General features: G+C 71.7%; 10 protein-coding genes. 5 read left to right on the top strand and 5 right to left on the bottom strand.

All coding sequences use genetic code 11. The features are described from left to right. Positions 1-6: 6 nt before the first annotated feature. Positions 7-1,014 carry an FAD binding domain-containing protein gene (locus D457_RS0107715; protein WP_017580075.1) on the top strand — a complete coding sequence of 336 codons (1,008 nt, stop codon included), beginning with the start codon at positions 7-9 and terminating at the stop codon, positions 1,012-1,014. Between the two features lie 78 nt (positions 1,015-1,092). Here the strand turns inward: D457_RS0107715 and D457_RS0107710 are convergent, their stop codons facing one another. From D457_RS0107710 to D457_RS0107700, 3 genes are all read right to left on the bottom strand, one after another. After that, positions 1,093-3,312, bottom strand: coding sequence for a molybdopterin oxidoreductase family protein (locus D457_RS0107710; protein WP_017580074.1), 2,220 nt, complete (start codon positions 3,310-3,312; stop codon positions 1,093-1,095). A 161-nt stretch (positions 3,313-3,473) separates the two neighbouring features. Further along, entirely contained in the window at positions 3,474-4,424 is a 951-nt protein-coding gene (locus tag D457_RS0107705) for a D-alanine--D-alanine ligase family protein (protein ID WP_017580073.1), read from the bottom strand. Between the two features lie 56 nt (positions 4,425-4,480). After that, on the bottom strand, positions 4,481-5,713 hold the full coding sequence (locus D457_RS0107700) for an aminotransferase class I/II-fold pyridoxal phosphate-dependent enzyme (protein WP_017580072.1): 1,233 nt from the start codon (positions 5,711-5,713) through the stop codon (positions 4,481-4,483). Between the two features lie 556 nt (positions 5,714-6,269). On the opposite strand from D457_RS0107700, the gene D457_RS0107695 reads away from it, so the two are divergent. Continuing rightward, positions 6,270-6,917, top strand: a complete 648-nt coding sequence (locus D457_RS0107695) for a hypothetical protein (protein WP_017580071.1) — start codon at positions 6,270-6,272, stop codon at positions 6,915-6,917. 322 nt (positions 6,918-7,239) lie between these two features. Here D457_RS0107695 and D457_RS0107690 read toward each other — a convergent pair whose 3' ends face one another. Both D457_RS0107690 and D457_RS0107685 read right to left on the bottom strand, forming a co-directional pair. Continuing rightward, on the bottom strand, positions 7,240-8,547 hold the full coding sequence (locus D457_RS0107690; protein WP_039831066.1) for a GAF domain-containing protein: 1,308 nt from the start codon (positions 8,545-8,547) through the stop codon (positions 7,240-7,242). 278 nt (positions 8,548-8,825) lie between these two features. Beyond that, positions 8,826-10,373, bottom strand: coding sequence for a PucR family transcriptional regulator (locus D457_RS0107685; protein WP_017580069.1), 1,548 nt, complete (start codon positions 10,371-10,373; stop codon positions 8,826-8,828). A 267-nt stretch (positions 10,374-10,640) separates the two neighbouring features. Here D457_RS0107685 and D457_RS0107680 point away from each other — a divergent pair, with 267 nt between their 5' ends. Genes D457_RS0107680 through D457_RS0107670 form a run of 3 tightly spaced genes read left to right on the top strand, consistent with a single transcriptional unit; the run spans position 10,641 to position 14,809 of the window. Continuing rightward, positions 10,641-12,164 carry a sodium:solute symporter gene (locus D457_RS0107680; protein ID WP_017580068.1) on the top strand — a complete coding sequence of 508 codons (1,524 nt, stop codon included), beginning with the start codon at positions 10,641-10,643 and terminating at the stop codon, positions 12,162-12,164. A 49-nt stretch (positions 12,165-12,213) separates the two neighbouring features. Next, positions 12,214-13,173 carry an agmatinase gene (speB, locus tag D457_RS0107675; RefSeq protein ID WP_017580067.1) on the top strand — a complete coding sequence of 320 codons (960 nt, stop codon included), beginning with the start codon at positions 12,214-12,216 and terminating at the stop codon, positions 13,171-13,173. A gap of 4 nt (positions 13,174-13,177) precedes the next feature. Further along, positions 13,178-14,809 (top strand): thiamine pyrophosphate-binding protein, encoded by a 1,632-nt coding sequence (locus tag D457_RS0107670; RefSeq protein WP_017580066.1) that lies wholly within the window; start codon positions 13,178-13,180, stop codon positions 14,807-14,809. The last annotated feature ends 101 nt before the right edge of the window (positions 14,810-14,910 follow it).

Raw genomic sequence — 14,910 nt, 5'->3', positions numbered from 1 at the left:
CAGCCCATGTTGACCGTCACCCGTCCCACGAGTGCCGCCGAGGCCGCCCGGGAACTGTCCGGGGGTGGTGCGCGCCCCCGCGCCGGGGGCACGGACCTGGCCGCCTGCCTGGAGGTCGGCGCGCTCGCGCCCGGCCCGCTGGTGGACCTGCTGCACGTGCCCGAACTGCGTGGAGTGCGATGGGCCGGGGACGGCGCGGCGCGCATCGGCGCGATGACCACCGTCGCCGAGCTGGGGGCCGACCCCCGCCTGGCCGGGGCCTATCCAGGGCTGGCCGCCACGGCGCGGGCCCTGGCGACCCCGCAGATCCGGGGTACGGCCACGGTGGGCGGCAACCTGTTGCAGCGCAACCGCTGTTCCTACCTGCGCAATCCCGCCTTCGACTGCTTCCAGACCGGGGGTGACTCGTGCCCCTCCCGCGCCGGTGACCACCTGCGCGGTGTGGTCGTGGACCAGGGGCCGTGCGTGGCCCCGCACCCGTCGTCGCTGGCGGTTGCGCTGCTGACCTACGAAGCGACCGTGCGGGTCCGGCACGACTCTGGGCAGGATTCGGATACGGAGACCGAAAGAGGGATGGCGGAGCTGTACGAGGGCGCCGATCCCACCCGTGACCACGTGCTCGGCGCCCGGGAGCTGTTGGTCTCGGTGGACCTGCCCGCCCCCGTGCCCGGGGAACGGGCCGCCCACCTGCGCACGGCGGGGCGTTCGCGCGCGGAGTGGCCGCTGGTAGAGGCGGTGGCCCGGCTGGAGTGTGCCGACGGCGGCACCGGCCCGGTCGTCCGGGCCTGGGTGGCGGTGGGCGGGGTGGCCCGTACCCCGCTGCGGCTGGCCGGGGTGGAGCGGGCCCTGGTGGGTTCGGTTCCGGGCCGGGATCCGGGTACGGCGGTGGCGGAGGCGTTGGACGCTCTCACCGAAATCTGCTCCCCGCTGCCCGCCACCGGGTACAAGGTCCCCTTGCTCCAGGCGACCGTACGGGATGTAATCGAACGGTCCCTGGACGCTCCGAACCGGTGACACGGGCTCGGAGCGAGTGATCCGGGGTAGGGCCGGGTGGGCCGCCGTGGCGTGGCGACCCACTCGCCCCTGCTCGAATCATTCCCGGGGGCGTACCTCGACGGGGACTCCGTTCAGGACGGCGTTGCCGGAGAGCGGGTCCACCATGGAGGGGTCTGTCACGGCGTTGACGTTCACGCCCGGGTTCCGGGCCGCGACGGACAACCGGGTGCCCCGTACCCCGTGTCCCCAGCCGTGGGGCAGGCTCACCACTCCCGGTGCGACGGTGTCGGTGTGTTCCACGACGGCTTCGACGGCGCCCGCACCGCTGCGCACCGTGGCCGTCACGCCGTCCAGCAGACCCAGGCGGGCCGCGTCCTGGGGGTGCACGTGCAGGGTGCAGGTGTTGCTGCCGCCGTTCAGCCGGGGCACGTTGTGTCCCCAGCTGTTGTTGGAGCGCAGGTGCCGCCGTCCCACCAGTACCAGGGACTCGCGGCGTTCGGCGAGTCCGGCCCGCAGCCGGGCGACGTCCTCGGCGATCGGCGGCGGGCAGGCCTCGATGCGGCCGGAGGCGGTGGCCAGGACAGCGGGCACGCGTGGGCGCAACGCTCCGAGGTCGATACCGTGCGGCGCCTCCAGCAGGGAACGCAGGGACAGGCCCTCGGGGCGGACCCCGAAGCCGTCGCCGTAGGCGCCCAGGCGCAGGAACAGGTCGACGCGGCGTTCGGCCCAGCCGCCGGGGTGCAGGCGGGCGGCCAGTTCGGCGGGGTCGCGCCCATGCACGGGGGAGTCCGGGTCGGCCACGGCTCGGGACAGCAGCCGTGCGATCTCGGCCTCGTCGACGGCGTCGGGGGCGGCGTGGGGCCCCTGCCCGGCGGCGATCTGCACGAGACGGCGCAGAATCTCGCCCTCGTCGGCCTCTCCTTCGCCCAGCGGCAGTGCCGGAGGCGAGTATCGGACGTTGTTGCGCACCGCCAGCTCGTTGAAGGCCAGATCGAAGTGGCTGGAGCGGCTGGGCGGTGCGGGCGGCAGGATGACGTGCGCGTGGCGGGTGGTCTCGTTGAGGTAGGGGTCCACGCTCACCATGAACTCCAGGTCCGGCAGCACCTCGGCGAGGCGCTCTCCGCCCGGGGTGGACAGCACCGGGTTCCCGGCGACGGTGACCAGGGCCCTGACCTGTCCGGGGCCGGGGGTGGCGATCTCGTCCACCAGGGTCACGGCGGGGAACTCGCCCTTGGCTTCAGGCAGGTTCCGGACCCGGCTGCGCCAGCGCCCGATCTGGAAGGGGCTGCTGCGGACGGAGTCGGGACCGCGGTGCGCCGGTTGGGGGAACATCGCCCCGCCGGGCCGGTCCAGGTTCCCGGTGAGCAGGTTGAGCACGTCCACCAGCCAACTGGTCAGTGTGCCGAACTGGACGGCAGTCGTGCCCAGGCGCCCGTAGACCGCAGCGGTCGGCGCCGCTGCCAGGTCCCGGGCCAGGGCGCGGATGTGCTCGGCCTCGATCCCGCACACCGCGGCGACGGCCTCAGGAGGGAAGTCCTTGGCCAGGGTGCGGAGTTCGTCGAGGCCGCGGGTGTGCTCCGCGAGGTTCCCGAGGTCGGCGAGGTTCTCGGACAGCAGGGTGTGCACCATGGCGAAGAGCAGGAAGGCGTCCCCGCCAGGGCGCACGGGGACGTGCTCGTCGGCGAGGTCGGCGGTCCGGGTGCGCCTGGGGTCGACCACGACCAGACGGCCTCCCCTGGCACGCAGTGCCTTGAGTCTGCCGGGGAAGTCCGGGGCGGTGCACAGGCTGCCGTTGGACTCCAGCGGGTTGGCTCCGAGCATCAGCAGGTGGTCGGTGCGGTCCAGGTCGGGGACCGGGATGGCGAACGGATCGCCGAACATCAGCCCGCAGGAGACGTGCTTGGGCATCTGGTCGACCGTGCTGGCGCTGTAGACGTTGGTACTGCCGATGGTGCGCGCCAGCAGGCCCGAGTAGAGCTGTCCGGCCAGGGTGTGCACGTTCGGGTTGCCCAGGTAGCTGGCCACGGCCTGGCGGCCGTGCCGTTCGACCGCTCCGGTGAGCCCGGCGTCGACGGCGGCGAAGGCCTCGGGCCAGTCGACCTCGCGCCAGTGCTCTCCGTCGCGGATCATGGGCCGCCGCAGCCGGTCGGGGTCGTTGTCCAGAGCGGGGAGGGTGGCGCCCTTGGGGCAGACGAACCCTGCGCTGAACACGTCCTGGCGATCGCCGCGCGCACCGGTGAGCCGTCCCGCGTCGATGGTCAGGGTGAGGCCGCAGGTGGCCTCGCACAGCGGGCAGATCCGCAGGGCCGTTTGCATGAGGGATACCTTTCACATACCGAACAGTCGGTTTGTGATGGATCCTACTCGTCGCACCTTCCTCCGTACAGGCCGGGCCCCTTGTCGGGCGGGTAGTCGGAGAAGAGAGGAGCCAGCGGCACCGGCGCCGGTGCCGCTGGCTCTGCCGTTCCCGGCCGGTGCTACCCGCGCAGGTAGGCCTGGTGGGCGAGCTCGCGGCACACGACCGCGAAGTCCAGCCCCGCGGCCGCGGCGGCCATCGGGAACGTGGAGGTCTCGGTCAGGCCGGGGGCGACGTTGGTCTCCAGGAAGATCGCCTCACCGTCGGCGTCGACGATGATGTCGGTCCGGGAGAAGTCGCGCAGCCCCAGGGTGCGGTGGGCGGTCAGGGCCACCTCGGTGGCGGCCGCGACCACGGACTCGTCCAGGCGGGCCGGGCAGAAGAACTCGGTGCGACCGGCCGTGTAGCGGGCCGCGTAGTCGTAGACCCCGCCGTCCGGGACGATCTCCACCGGCGGCAGAGCCACGGGGCCGTCGCCGGTGTCCAGGATGCCGATGGCCAGCTCGGTGCCCTGCACCTGCTCCTCCACGAGCGCGGAGTCGCTGTAGGCGAAGCAGGAGACCAGGGCGGCGGAAAGGTCGCTGACCGAGGTCACCGGGGTGGCGCCGAAGGCCGAGCCGCCGCGGTCGGGCTTGACGAACAGCGGCAGGCCGAGCCGGTCCGCGAGGCGATCCAGCAGCGCAGGGGCGCCCAGGTCGTGGAAGGCCGACTTGGGCAGGGTGGCGCCGCGCGGCACGCGTACGCCCTTCTCGGCGAGCAGGGCCTTGGCGGCGGGCTTGGTGTAGGCCAGGCGGCAGGAGTCGGGACGGGCGCCCACGTAGGGCGCCCCGACCAGTTCCAGGACCTCGCGGATCGCGCCGTCCTCACCGGCGGACCCGTGTAGGACGGGGAAGACCACCTGGGGCGGGTCGGCGGCGAGGCGGTCCAACAGACCGGAGTCGACATCCGTGACCTGTACCTCGACGCCGAGTCGGCGCAGGGCCTCGGCGACGCTGCGGCCGGAGTGGACGCTCACCTCGTGTTCGGGGGACAGGCCTCCGGCGAGAACGAGAACCCGGTCAAGGTCAGCCACGGCGCGAACCTCCTTCTGTGCTGCTGTCATGGTGCGTTTGCCCTTACGAGGGAATGTCAGGGCAGGTCAGGGGTGGGTGCCTGGCTGCCTTCGGTGGGCGGGGCGATGGTACTACCGAACGTGTCTCGCAGATCGATCTCACCCTCGATCGCGGTCACGAGGCGGCGTACGCCCTCGCGGATCTGCTCGGGGGTGGGGTAGCAGAAGCTCAGGCGCATGCTGTCCCGGCCGCGGCCGTCGGCGTAGAAGCCGGTGCCGGGCACGTAGGCCACGCGCTCGTTGACGGCGCGCGGCAGCATGGCCTTGGCGTCGATGCCCTCGGGCAGGGTGGCCCAGACGAAGAACCCGCCCTCGGGCTTGGTCCAGGTGCACCCATCGGGCATCATCGCCGCCAGGGATCCGAGCATCGCGTCGCGGCGCTCGCTGTACATGGAGTTGAACGCCTTGATCTGTTCCTTCCAGGGAAAGGTGTTCAGATAGCGACGGACCACGAGCTGGTTGAACGTGGAGTGGCTGAGCATCGCCGACTCCGCGGCCAGGACCAGCTTGGCGCGCACGGCCGAGGGCGCCAGGGCCCAGCCGATACGCAGCCCCGGGGAGAGGGTCTTGGAGAGCGAGCCGAGGTAGATGACGTTGCCGTTGCCCTGGGAGTACAGGGTGGGCTCGGCCTCGCCGTCGTAGCGGAGCAGCCCGTAGGGGTTGTCCTCGATCACGAGCACGTCGTGGCGCTCGCAGGCCTCCATGACCTGGGCGCGGCGCTCGGCGGTCATGGTGATGCCCGCGGGGTTCTGGAAGTTGGGAATCGTGTAGAAGAACTTGGCCGGCTTCCCGTCCAGTTCGGCGCGGACCAGCGCCTCCTCCAGCTCCTCGGGGATGACGCCCTGCTCGTCCAGGCCCACGTGGCGGATGTCGGCCTGGAAGGCGGCGAAGGTGTTGATCGCGGTGACGTAGGTGGGCGCCTCGGTGAGGACGACGTCGCCGGGGTCGACGAAGACCCGGGTGAGCAGGTCCAGGGCCTGCTGGGAGCCGACGGTGACGATGACGTCGTCGGGGCTGGCATGGACGCCCTCGAGCGTCATGTAGTCGCAGATCTGTTCGCGCAGGACGGGGTCGCCCTGGGCCGATCCGTACTGGAGGGCGGTGGCGCCCTCCTCGGAGACGACGTCCTTGACCAAGTCGCCGAGCTGTTCCAGGGGCAGGGCGGCGACGTTGGGCATGCCGCCCGCCAGGGAGACGATCTCCGGCCGGGACGCGACCGCGAAGAGTGCCCTGACCTCCGATGCGACCATGCCCTTTGCTCGGAGCGCGTAACGGCCGACGTGCGGGTCGATACGCGAACCCTGTTGGCTGGGCTGCTGCTCTCGGTGGTCAGCGGACACGATCCACCTCCGAAGGAAGGACGGTCTGTGGGGCCGTCGGTGCGGGATGATCCAGGATCATCGTTGATGCCTGGTTCGACGCTTCGAGCGGTCCCCTGGTTCACCGGACTCTCCTGGTTCGGCTGGGCCGCGTGAGGAGTCCGGTGCTGCGTTCGGTCTGTGTGAACCATGCCAGAGCACGGTTCGGTAAATGCCCCGAGTGTAGCCCAGTGGCGGTGTTCGCGCGTTCCAGCAGGGCTTTTCCCTCCCGTCCCCGCTCCGCCGAACACCTTGGGTATCCCGGTGCCCCACCGGGCACGGTACCCAGTCAGGTGTTTCGACTCACATGTGGATGACCAGAACATGACTCACTTTTCACCCTTTAACCCTGAGTCGGACATTGGTTACTTAGAGGCCATCCGGGACGTTGGGGCAGTGGACCCGCGTTCGCCGTGCACGGCGACACCACCATCCCGAGGGGGAAGCCATGGGAGTCCGCTCGACCACCGTCACCGCCTCACTGGCACTGTTGCTGTGCGTCTCGCTCACCTCGTGCACGGCCGACGGGGCGACCGAGGAGGAGGTCGACGCCGCGCTGCTGGAGCTGGAGCTCGCCGCCGACGCGCTGTCGGTGACGATCCTGCGCCCCGGCGCCGAACGCGCCTTCGCCCGCAAGGGACACCCCGTGGCGGCCCCGCTCACCTGTACCGCGGTTTCCGGCGACGAACCCTCGGAGGAGCTGGCCCAAGGCGAGGAGAACTCGGTGACCGCGGGCGGGACCGAAGCCGAGCAGGATCCGGTCGCGGACGATACCGACACGAACGATCCCCGCGAGGACGGCCCCGGCGAGGACACCCAGGAGAAGCGCGGCGGCCGACTGGCCGTGCTCTGCACCGGGCACAGCCGCGACGGTGAGGAACTGCGCTTCGAGGGTCAGCTGCTGCGCGAGGCCCTGGCCGGACGCGAGGTGGGCGACGACAGCCTGCGCGGCGCTTTCACCGGGTTGGTCGGGGAGGAGGAGGTCTTCACCATGGACTGCTTCCAGTGCTCCCCGGTCAACGCCGAGCCCGCCGAGCCGGAGTCAGCCAAGGGTCAGGACGACGAACCCTCGGAGTCGGCCGCCGACACGGACTGACCAACGGGCCACGGGTCCGGGCCGACCGGCGGAGCAGGCAACGGTACGGCCCGAAGGCGTTAGTGTCTTCGGGCCGTACCGTCGTGTGCGCGATGGCCCCGGAGGTTCCCCCGATCCTCACGGGGCACCAGCCCGCGGACGCGTCCGCTCTCATCCCCCGTCACCCCCCTCAAGGCGCGAAGGTCGCGGACGCGTCCCGCACCGGTGAGCAGCCGCCGTGCCCTCTCTTGCCCGGAGGCCGCCCACCGGTAGGCGGGCCGCGCAGCACCAGTTGATCCCATCCAGGCCAGAGCGGCAACGGTTGCAACAGGTTGCGATGTCATCACCCAATGAAATCGAACAGGTCCTCTGCGCGAGTACGGTCCCGTAGTGCCCGCACCCCGGGCGCCAGTGAACCGGGCAGCAGGTTCAGCGGTGACTCGGGGGTCAGGACCCGCACCCGCACTTCGTCGGAGAACCGGTAGGGGCGGCTCTCGATCACCCCGCCCAGGTTGCGCCGCACCCGGGACAACTCCGCCCGCACAGTCACCACGTGCTTGTCGGAGCCGAACACGTCGCGGGACAGCTGTACCGCCGAACGCCCGCCCCGGTGTACCGCCAGCAGCAGGAGGAGTTCAGTGTGGCGCGGGGACAGGTGCTGAACCCACTCCCCGCTGTCCCCGGCAACCGTCACCGAGGCGGCACCGGGTCGGAGCAGGTCCAGGGTCACGGTGGAGGGCGCGGCCTGTTCCTCGGGTCGGGGCCGGACCAACCAGCCGCCGGGCAGCGGTTCCAGGGCACACTCCCCCAACGCCGGAAGCCAGGTGGTCCCGCTCTCGCACTGCTTGGGCAGCAGGACCCGCCGGACCGGTTCCATGTGGACAGCCGCCGCGGTCCAACCGTTGTCGTCCACGACCAGGGCGGGCCGGGTGAGCCCGGCCAGCAGCGGCGCGGCCACCGAGCGCAGCCGCTCCAGATGGGTGTGGTGGATGCCCTGCAGGTGTGCCTCGGCCAGCTGGGCGACCGCGCTGACCAGGGCCAGGGTCGCCGGGTGGATGGTGGATACCGGGCCGGTGACGTCGATGGCGCCGAGCAGCCGCCCGTCCCGGGGATCGTGCACGGGGGCGCAGGCGCAGGTGAGGGTGTGCAGGTTCCGCACGTAGTGCTCGGCCGAGTAGACCTGGACCGGCCGTCCCACCACGAGCGCGGTCCCGATGGCGTTGGTACCGGTACTGCCCTCGTTCCAGTAGGCGCCCTCGACCAGGCCGACCCGGTCGCCGATTGTGCGTATCCGATGAGATCCTTCCCGCCACAGAACCTGCCCGGCGGCGTCCGTCACCAGCATGATGTGCTCGGCCTCGTCGGCCACCGAAACCAGGGAACGGCGGATCAGCGGCAGGACCTCGGCGATCGGTGAGGCGTCCCGGTAGCGCTGGAGCTCGTCCAGCCGGGCCACCTTGGGCGGCGGGGCACTGTCCGGGTCGATGCCGAAGCCGCGCATCCTCCCCCAGGAGTCCTCGATCACCGGGCGCAGCGGCGCGGGCGTGGGCCGCCCGTTGAGCTGTGCATCGTGAGCACGGCGGAGCAGGACGGCGTGTTCACGTGCGTCCGTCCCGGAGGGGAGAGCCGTGTCCAACGGCGGAAACGTCATCGGTCCCCCAGATCTCATGTTCGTCGCGGAGCCCCAAGTTTCCTGCCTCGGCTTCGGCAGGGCCAACAGAACCAGGAGAAGCGTTCTTTTCGGAAGGTCTTTCCGGCGAGCCCTTCCGTTTCCTGTGGGGATCAGCGTCCCTGGTGGTGCAGCGTTCCCAGAATTCGACAGGTGCCCGGAGCGAACATGGATGTGGCCGGTAGCGGTCACCGGCACCGCGGAGCCGGATAGCTCTGGTATCGGCGGCCTTCAGCGGCGAACCTTCATGGGCGAAACGGTCAGCGGGGTCCCGCTTCAGTGCGGGTCAGGGCGAACCACAGGCGCATGCGCTGTTCGGCATCGGCCAGGTCCACCCCCAGGTCCCGTTCGATCCGCCCGATCCGGTACCGGACGCTGTTGCGGTGCACGCCCAGGTCCGCGGCGGCGCGGTCCCAGTTGCCGTGGCGGGCCAGCCAGACACGCAGGGTCTCGCGCAGGGTGCGGGCTGCCCCGGTGTCGCGGGCCAGCGGACCCAGCAGTTCGCGCCTGAGGCCGCTGGTGCCGGCGGGGTCCAGCAGGACCGCGAAGGGGTCGGTGCCCTCGCCCCACAGCAGAGGTTCACCCGAGGCGCGGGCGCGGACCAGCAGGGCGGCCGCTCGGCGGTCGGCTTCGGGCAGCTCCGGAGCGGTTGCGGGCGCGCTGAGCGCGGCGATCCACCCGTGGGCCCGGAGCAGGTCCAGATGCTCGCGGTGGGCCTGCTCGCCCCGGTCGGCGAGAACGGCGCGAACGTACTCCCCCGCATCCGCGTCGGGCGCGGCCCGGTCGACCAGGTGGGTGCCCAGGGGGAGGTCGCCAGGGGCGGTGCGGCGGTCCTGGGTCAGCGGCCTGGCCCGTAGGACGCGGTAGGCGCCGGTCGCGCCGGTCCGGCCGCGGGTGTCGGTGAGTTCGGCAAGCAGGGGCGCGGTCGCCTCGTCCAGGCCGCCGTCCAGGAGGAGCCCGGTGAGCAGCCGCCCCGGGACCGGCGGGGCGTCCTCGACCGTGCGGGAGAGCAGGTCGAGTAGGGCGGTGGCGGTGCGCAGGACCGCGCGGTCGGTGATGCCGAGCGGTTCGGGGCGGCCCACCAGGACCACGCCGCGTTCCTGGGGCGGGACGCCGACGGTGTGCAGGAAGACCTCGTCGGTACCGCTGGGGGCCTTGGCGCCGCGCGGCCCTGCAGGGTCGGTGAGCTTGGCGATCAGGGGGCGCAGTTCGGGGTCGGTGGAGCGGGGCGCTCCGGTGGTGCGGTGGGCGGGGGTACCGGGGTCAGAGGGTTCCAGAACGGCCCAGGCGCCCAGGGAGTCAGCCAGCACCGACAGGACCCGTTGCACGGGTGCGGTGGCGGTGACGGCGCGGGCCAGCGCCTGGTGGGCCTCGCCCAGGCGGCGCACGTCGCGCAGGTGGCGTTCCTCGAGTTCCTCGCCGACCGCGCGACTGACCGCGGCGAAGGGGGTGGCCTGGGGGACCTCCAACAGCGGCAGGCCCTGGCTGTGGCACTGTTCGATGAGCCGTTCGGGGATGGTGTCGTACACCGGCGCCACCCCGAAGCCGATGGCGCCGACCCCGGTACGCACCAGGGAGTCCACGTACGCGCGCACACCAGCGGCGGTGGCGGGCAGGTTGACGCCCGCGGTGAGCAGGAGTTCGCCGCCGCGCAGATAGGCGGCGGGTTCGACCATCTCGCTGGCCACCGCCCAGGTGATCGCCGGGTCGCCCGCCGCGACCACGGTGGTCAGGGACAGGTCGCGGCGCCCCGTGACCACGCTCAGGGGTACGTCGTGGCTGTCCGCCCCGCCGGTGCCGTCGACCATGCTCTCCCCCGCCTCGCTATCGCTTCGCCGCTGAACCGGCGCTTGCCACCGCGTGTCCTGGACATTGCGTACACGGGTACGCCAGGCGCACTTCGTAGATGATTCGGCCAAAAAACGGCGCCCAATCGTGCGGTTCGGCCACTGGAACGGAGCTTATCGGCTGCTTACGCTGACCGAAGCACTGTGACCTGCGTCAACGTTGCCGCGGTCGGCCACCACCCAGTCTGCACGCCCTCCCCCGAGCGCGTTCCCCTCGTAAGGAGCACCATGCTCATCGACCTCGCGGTGATCGCCGCCTACCTCCTGGGCATGATCGCCCTGGGCTGGTGGGGCATGCGCCGTACGCAGAACAAGTCCGACTACCTGGTGGCGGGGCGCCGGCTCGGCCCCCTGATGTACGCGGGCACGATGGCGGCCGTGGTCCTGGGCGGCGCGTCCACCGTCGGCGGTATTGGTCTGGGCTACACCTACGGCATCTCCGGGGCCTGGCTGGTGGTCGCGATCGGTGTCGGCATCCTCGTCCTGCACCTGTTCTTCGCCAAGCGCATCTCCCGGCTGCGGGTCTACACCGTCTCGGAGATGCTGGACCTGCGCTACGGCGGCAACTCCCGGGTGATCTCCGGCCTGGTCATGTGGGGTTACACCTTCATGCTGATCGTGCCCTCCACCCTGGCCTTCTCCACCATCTTCAGCGGCCTGTTCGGGCTGCCGCGCGTGGCCGCGATCATCATCGGCGGCTCCATCGTGGTGCTGTACTCCACGATGGGCGGCATGTGGTCGGTGACCATGACAGACATGGCGCAGTTCGCGATCAAGACCGTCGGCCTGGTCATGATCCTCACCCCCGTGGCGGTCTGGTCGGCGGGCGGCTTCTCGGGGATGCGCGAGTCCCTGGACCCCGCCTACTTCAGCCCCACCAACATCGGTGGCGAGACGATCCTGACCTACTTCGTCATCTACTCGCTGGGGCTGCTCATCGGCCAGGACATCTGGCAGCGGGTCTTCACCGGCCGCAACGACCGGGTGGCCAAGGTCGGCGGTCTCGGCGCGGGCGTGTACTGCCTGATCTACGGCGTGTGCGGGGCGCTCATCGGTACCGCCGCAGCCGTCATGTTCCCCAACCTGGCCAACCCCGACGACTCCTTCACCCTCATGGTGGAGGCCACCTTGCCCGTGGGCCTGGCCGGTCTGGTCATCGCCGCCGCGCTGTCGGCCGTGATGTCCACCGCCAGCGGTGCACTCATCGCCTGCTCCGCGGTGACCTCCACCGACCTGTGGCCGCAGGTGCGCCGTCTCTTCGGGCGCGGCCCGAGCACCGAGGCCAGGGACGGCGACGAGGTCGCCGCCAACCGGATCTTCACCCTGGTCCTGGGTGTGGCCAGCATCTGCGTGGCGCTGGCCGTCGACAACGTGGTCGCCGCCCTCACCCTGGCCTACAACATCCTCGTGGGCGGTCTGCTCGTCGCGATCCTCGGCGGTCTGGTCTGGCGGCGCGGCACCCGTGCGGGCGCGCTCGCCTCCATGTTGGCTGGGTCCGTGGCCGTCATCGTCACCATGGCGCTGACCGGCCTGCTCGCCAACGAACCCGTCTACGTGGGCCTGGGCACCGCGCTGGTGGTCTACGTGGTCGTCAGCCTGATGACCGAGCCCACCGCCCCGGCGGTCCTCGACCTCTGGCAGCGGCGCCTGCGCGGCCAGGAAGCCCTCGAGGACGAGGCGCCGACCAAAGCCGCCACAGCCGGCACCGAAACTCTGTCCCCGGCGCAGGCCGAGGCCGAACGAACCAACTGAACCGACAGCACCGACAGCACCGACAGCACCGATGACAGGAACGGACCAGATGAACAGCCCGATCGGACCCACCGACTCCAGCCTCGTCCCGCGCTTCGCGGGCCCGGCGACCTTCGCCCGGCTGCCCCGTATCGACCAGGTCGAGCGCGCCGACGTCGCCGTCATCGGCGTGCCCTTCGACACCGGGGTGTCCTACCGGCCCGGCGCCCGCTTCGGCCCCTCCGCGATCCGCGAGGCCAGCCGTCTGCTGCGCCCCTACCACCCGGGTCTGGACGTGGCCCCGTTCGAGCGCCTTCAGGTGGTCGACGGCGGCGACATCGCCGTGAACCCGTTCTCCATCGGCGACGCCGTGGAGACCCTGGACCAGGGCGCCTCGAAGTTCGTCGAGGCCGGGACCCGGCTGGTCACTCTGGGCGGCGACCACACGATCGCGCTGCCGCTGCTGCGTTCGCTGTACCGCAAGCACGGTCCGATCGCCCTGCTGCACTTCGACGCCCACCTGGACACCTGGGACACCTACTTCGGTGAGCCCTACACGCACGGCACCCCGTTCCGCCGGGCCGTGGAGGAGGGCATCCTCGACACCGAGGCGATCGCGCACGTGGGCACCCGCGGCCCGCTGTACGGCAAGCGCGACCTGGAGGAGGACCGCCGCTTCGGGTTCGGCATCGTCACCGCCGCCGACGTCCTGCGCAAGGGCGTGGACGAGATCGCCGACTCCCTGCGCCAGCGCATCGGCAACCGGCCGCTGTACGTGTCCGTGGACATCGACGTCCTGGACCCGGCGCACGCGCCCGGCACCGGCACCCCGGAGGCGGGCGGTATCACCAGCCGCGAGCTCCTGGAGATCCTGCGCGGGCTGGCCGACCTGAACCTGGTCGGCGCCGACGTGGTGGAGGTCGCTCCGGCCTACGACCACGCGCAGATCACCTCCACGGCCGCCTCGCACGTGGCCTACGACCTGGTCAGCCTGCTGGCCCTGAACCACCAGCGGAAGACGGGGAACTAGACACATGGGTGGGAGCGCACCGCGCAACGGCGGTGACCTGGTGACCGAGACCCTGACCGCGTTGGGAGCCCGGGTGGCCTTCGGCATCCCCGGTCAGCACGCACTGGGGTTGTTCGACGCGCTGCGCCGGGCCCCGGAGCTGCGGTTCGTGTCAAGCCGGGTGGAGAACAACGCGGCCTTCGCCGCCGACGGGCACGCCCGGCTGACCGGGGAGGTCACACCGCTGCTGGTCTCCACCGGACCCGGTGCGCTGCTCACCCTGGCCTCGTTGCAGGAGTCGCGGGCGGCCAGCGCCCCGGTGCTGGTGATCAGCAGTCAGATCCCGCGTGCGGGGCTGGGCGGGGGCCGCCGCGGCTACCTGCACGAGCTGCCGGAGCAGTCCGCGAGCTTCGCCAACGTCACGAAGTCGGCGGTCACTGTCCGACACGCCTCGCAGATCCCGTCCGCGCTGGCCGAGGCCTGGCGGACCGCCGCGGCGGCACCCGCGGGCCCGGTTCTGGTGGAGATCCCGCAGGACGTGCTGCTGGAGCCGACCGTCGTGCCGCCGGTCGCGGACGTGAACCCCGTGCCCGCGCCGCTGGCGCCGCGCGCGGAGCTGGTCGACGAGGCCGCGCGGCTGCTGGACGAGGCCCGGCGGCCGGTGGTGCTCGCGGGCGGCGGGGTGAGCCGTTCGGGCGGGCAGAAGGCGCTGCTGGAGCTGTCCGAGGCGCTCCAGGCCCCGGTGGCCACCACCTTCGGCGGCAAGGACGCCTTCCCGTGGGAGCACCCGCTCTCGTTGCAGTCGTGGATCGAGGACCGGCACACCACCGACTACCTGGAGGGCGCCGACGTGCTCCTGGTGGTGGGTTCGGGGCTGGGCGAGCTGTCCAGCAACTACCACACGTTCGTGCCGAAGGGCCGGGTGGTGCAGGTCGAGGCCGACCTCGGCAAGCTGGAGTCCAACGTCCCGGCGCTGGGGATCCACGGCGACGCGGCACTGACCCTGACCGCCCTGGCCGAGCGGGTGAGCCCGCGCGACCGGGACCCGGAGGTCGCGGCCGAGGTCGCCGGGGTGAAGGCTCGGGTGGCCCGACGGTTGGCCGAGCAGGACCTGGCCGCCGAGCAGGCCCTGCTGGCCTCGGTGCGCGCCGCCCTGCCGGACGGGGCTCCGAGTTTCTGGGACATGACGGTGCTGGCCTACTGGGCGTGGTCGGCCTGGGACCCGCGCGGCGGCCAGGCGCACTCCGCGCAGGGTTCGGGCGGTCTGGGGTACGGCTTCCCGGCGGCGCTGGGCGCGGCGGCGACCGGCCGCGGCCCGGTCATGGCGGTCTCCGGTGACGGCGGCGCCATGTACTCGATCGCGGAGCTGGCCACCGCCCGCCAGCACGACCTGGACGTGACCTGGCTGATCGTGGACGACGGCGGCTACGGCATCCTCCGCGAGTACATGGAGGGCGCCTTCGGCGAGGCCACGCACACCGAGCTGACCCGCCCGGACTTCGTGGCCCTGGCCGCCTCCTTCGGGGTACCGGCCACCCTGACCACGCCCGAGAGGGTCGAGGAGGACCTGGCCGCCGCCCTGGCAGAGCCCGGTCCCAGCGTGGTCGTTCTCCCCATGTTCGTGGGTCTGTTCGCCCCGACCCATCTGGACGGCTGAGCGCACCAGCCTCAGCTGTCCGTTCCGGGGGCGCGCGTCAACGGCGCCGCGCGTCCCCGTCCCCCACCCATCCCCCGCTCCCGCCTTGAGCCCTCAGGAGT

Origin of the sequence: Nocardiopsis valliformis DSM 45023, from assembly GCF_000340985.1 — a bacterium.
Classification (GTDB): domain Bacteria; phylum Actinomycetota; class Actinomycetes; order Streptosporangiales; family Streptosporangiaceae; genus Nocardiopsis; species Nocardiopsis exhalans.
This window is presented reverse-complemented; position numbering and strand designations above follow the sequence as displayed.

What these genes read in the sequence shown, in the direction of transcription:
- D457_RS0107710 (WP_017580074.1), bottom strand. Translation starts at nt 3,312, where the DNA reads ATGCAAACGGCCCTGCGGATCTGCCCGCTGTGCGAGGCCACCTGCGGC.
- D457_RS0107700 (WP_017580072.1), bottom strand. Translation starts at nt 5,713, where the DNA reads ATGGTCGCATCGGAGGTCAGGGCACTCTTCGCGGTCGCGTCCCGGCCG.
- D457_RS0107680 (WP_017580068.1), top strand. Translation starts at nt 10,641, where the DNA reads ATGCTCATCGACCTCGCGGTGATCGCCGCCTACCTCCTGGGCATGATC.
- D457_RS0107695 (WP_017580071.1), top strand. Translation starts at nt 6,270, where the DNA reads ATGGGAGTCCGCTCGACCACCGTCACCGCCTCACTGGCACTGTTGCTG.
- D457_RS0107715 (WP_017580075.1), top strand. Translation starts at nt 7, where the DNA reads ATGTTGACCGTCACCCGTCCCACGAGTGCCGCCGAGGCCGCCCGGGAA.
- D457_RS0107690 (WP_039831066.1), bottom strand. Translation starts at nt 8,547, where the DNA reads ATGACGTTTCCGCCGTTGGACACGGCTCTCCCCTCCGGGACGGACGCA.
- D457_RS0107670 (WP_017580066.1), top strand. Translation starts at nt 13,178, where the DNA reads ATGGGTGGGAGCGCACCGCGCAACGGCGGTGACCTGGTGACCGAGACC.
- D457_RS0107685 (WP_017580069.1), bottom strand. Translation starts at nt 10,373, where the DNA reads ATGGTCGACGGCACCGGCGGGGCGGACAGCCACGACGTACCCCTGAGC.
- speB (WP_017580067.1), top strand. Translation starts at nt 12,214, where the DNA reads ATGAACAGCCCGATCGGACCCACCGACTCCAGCCTCGTCCCGCGCTTC.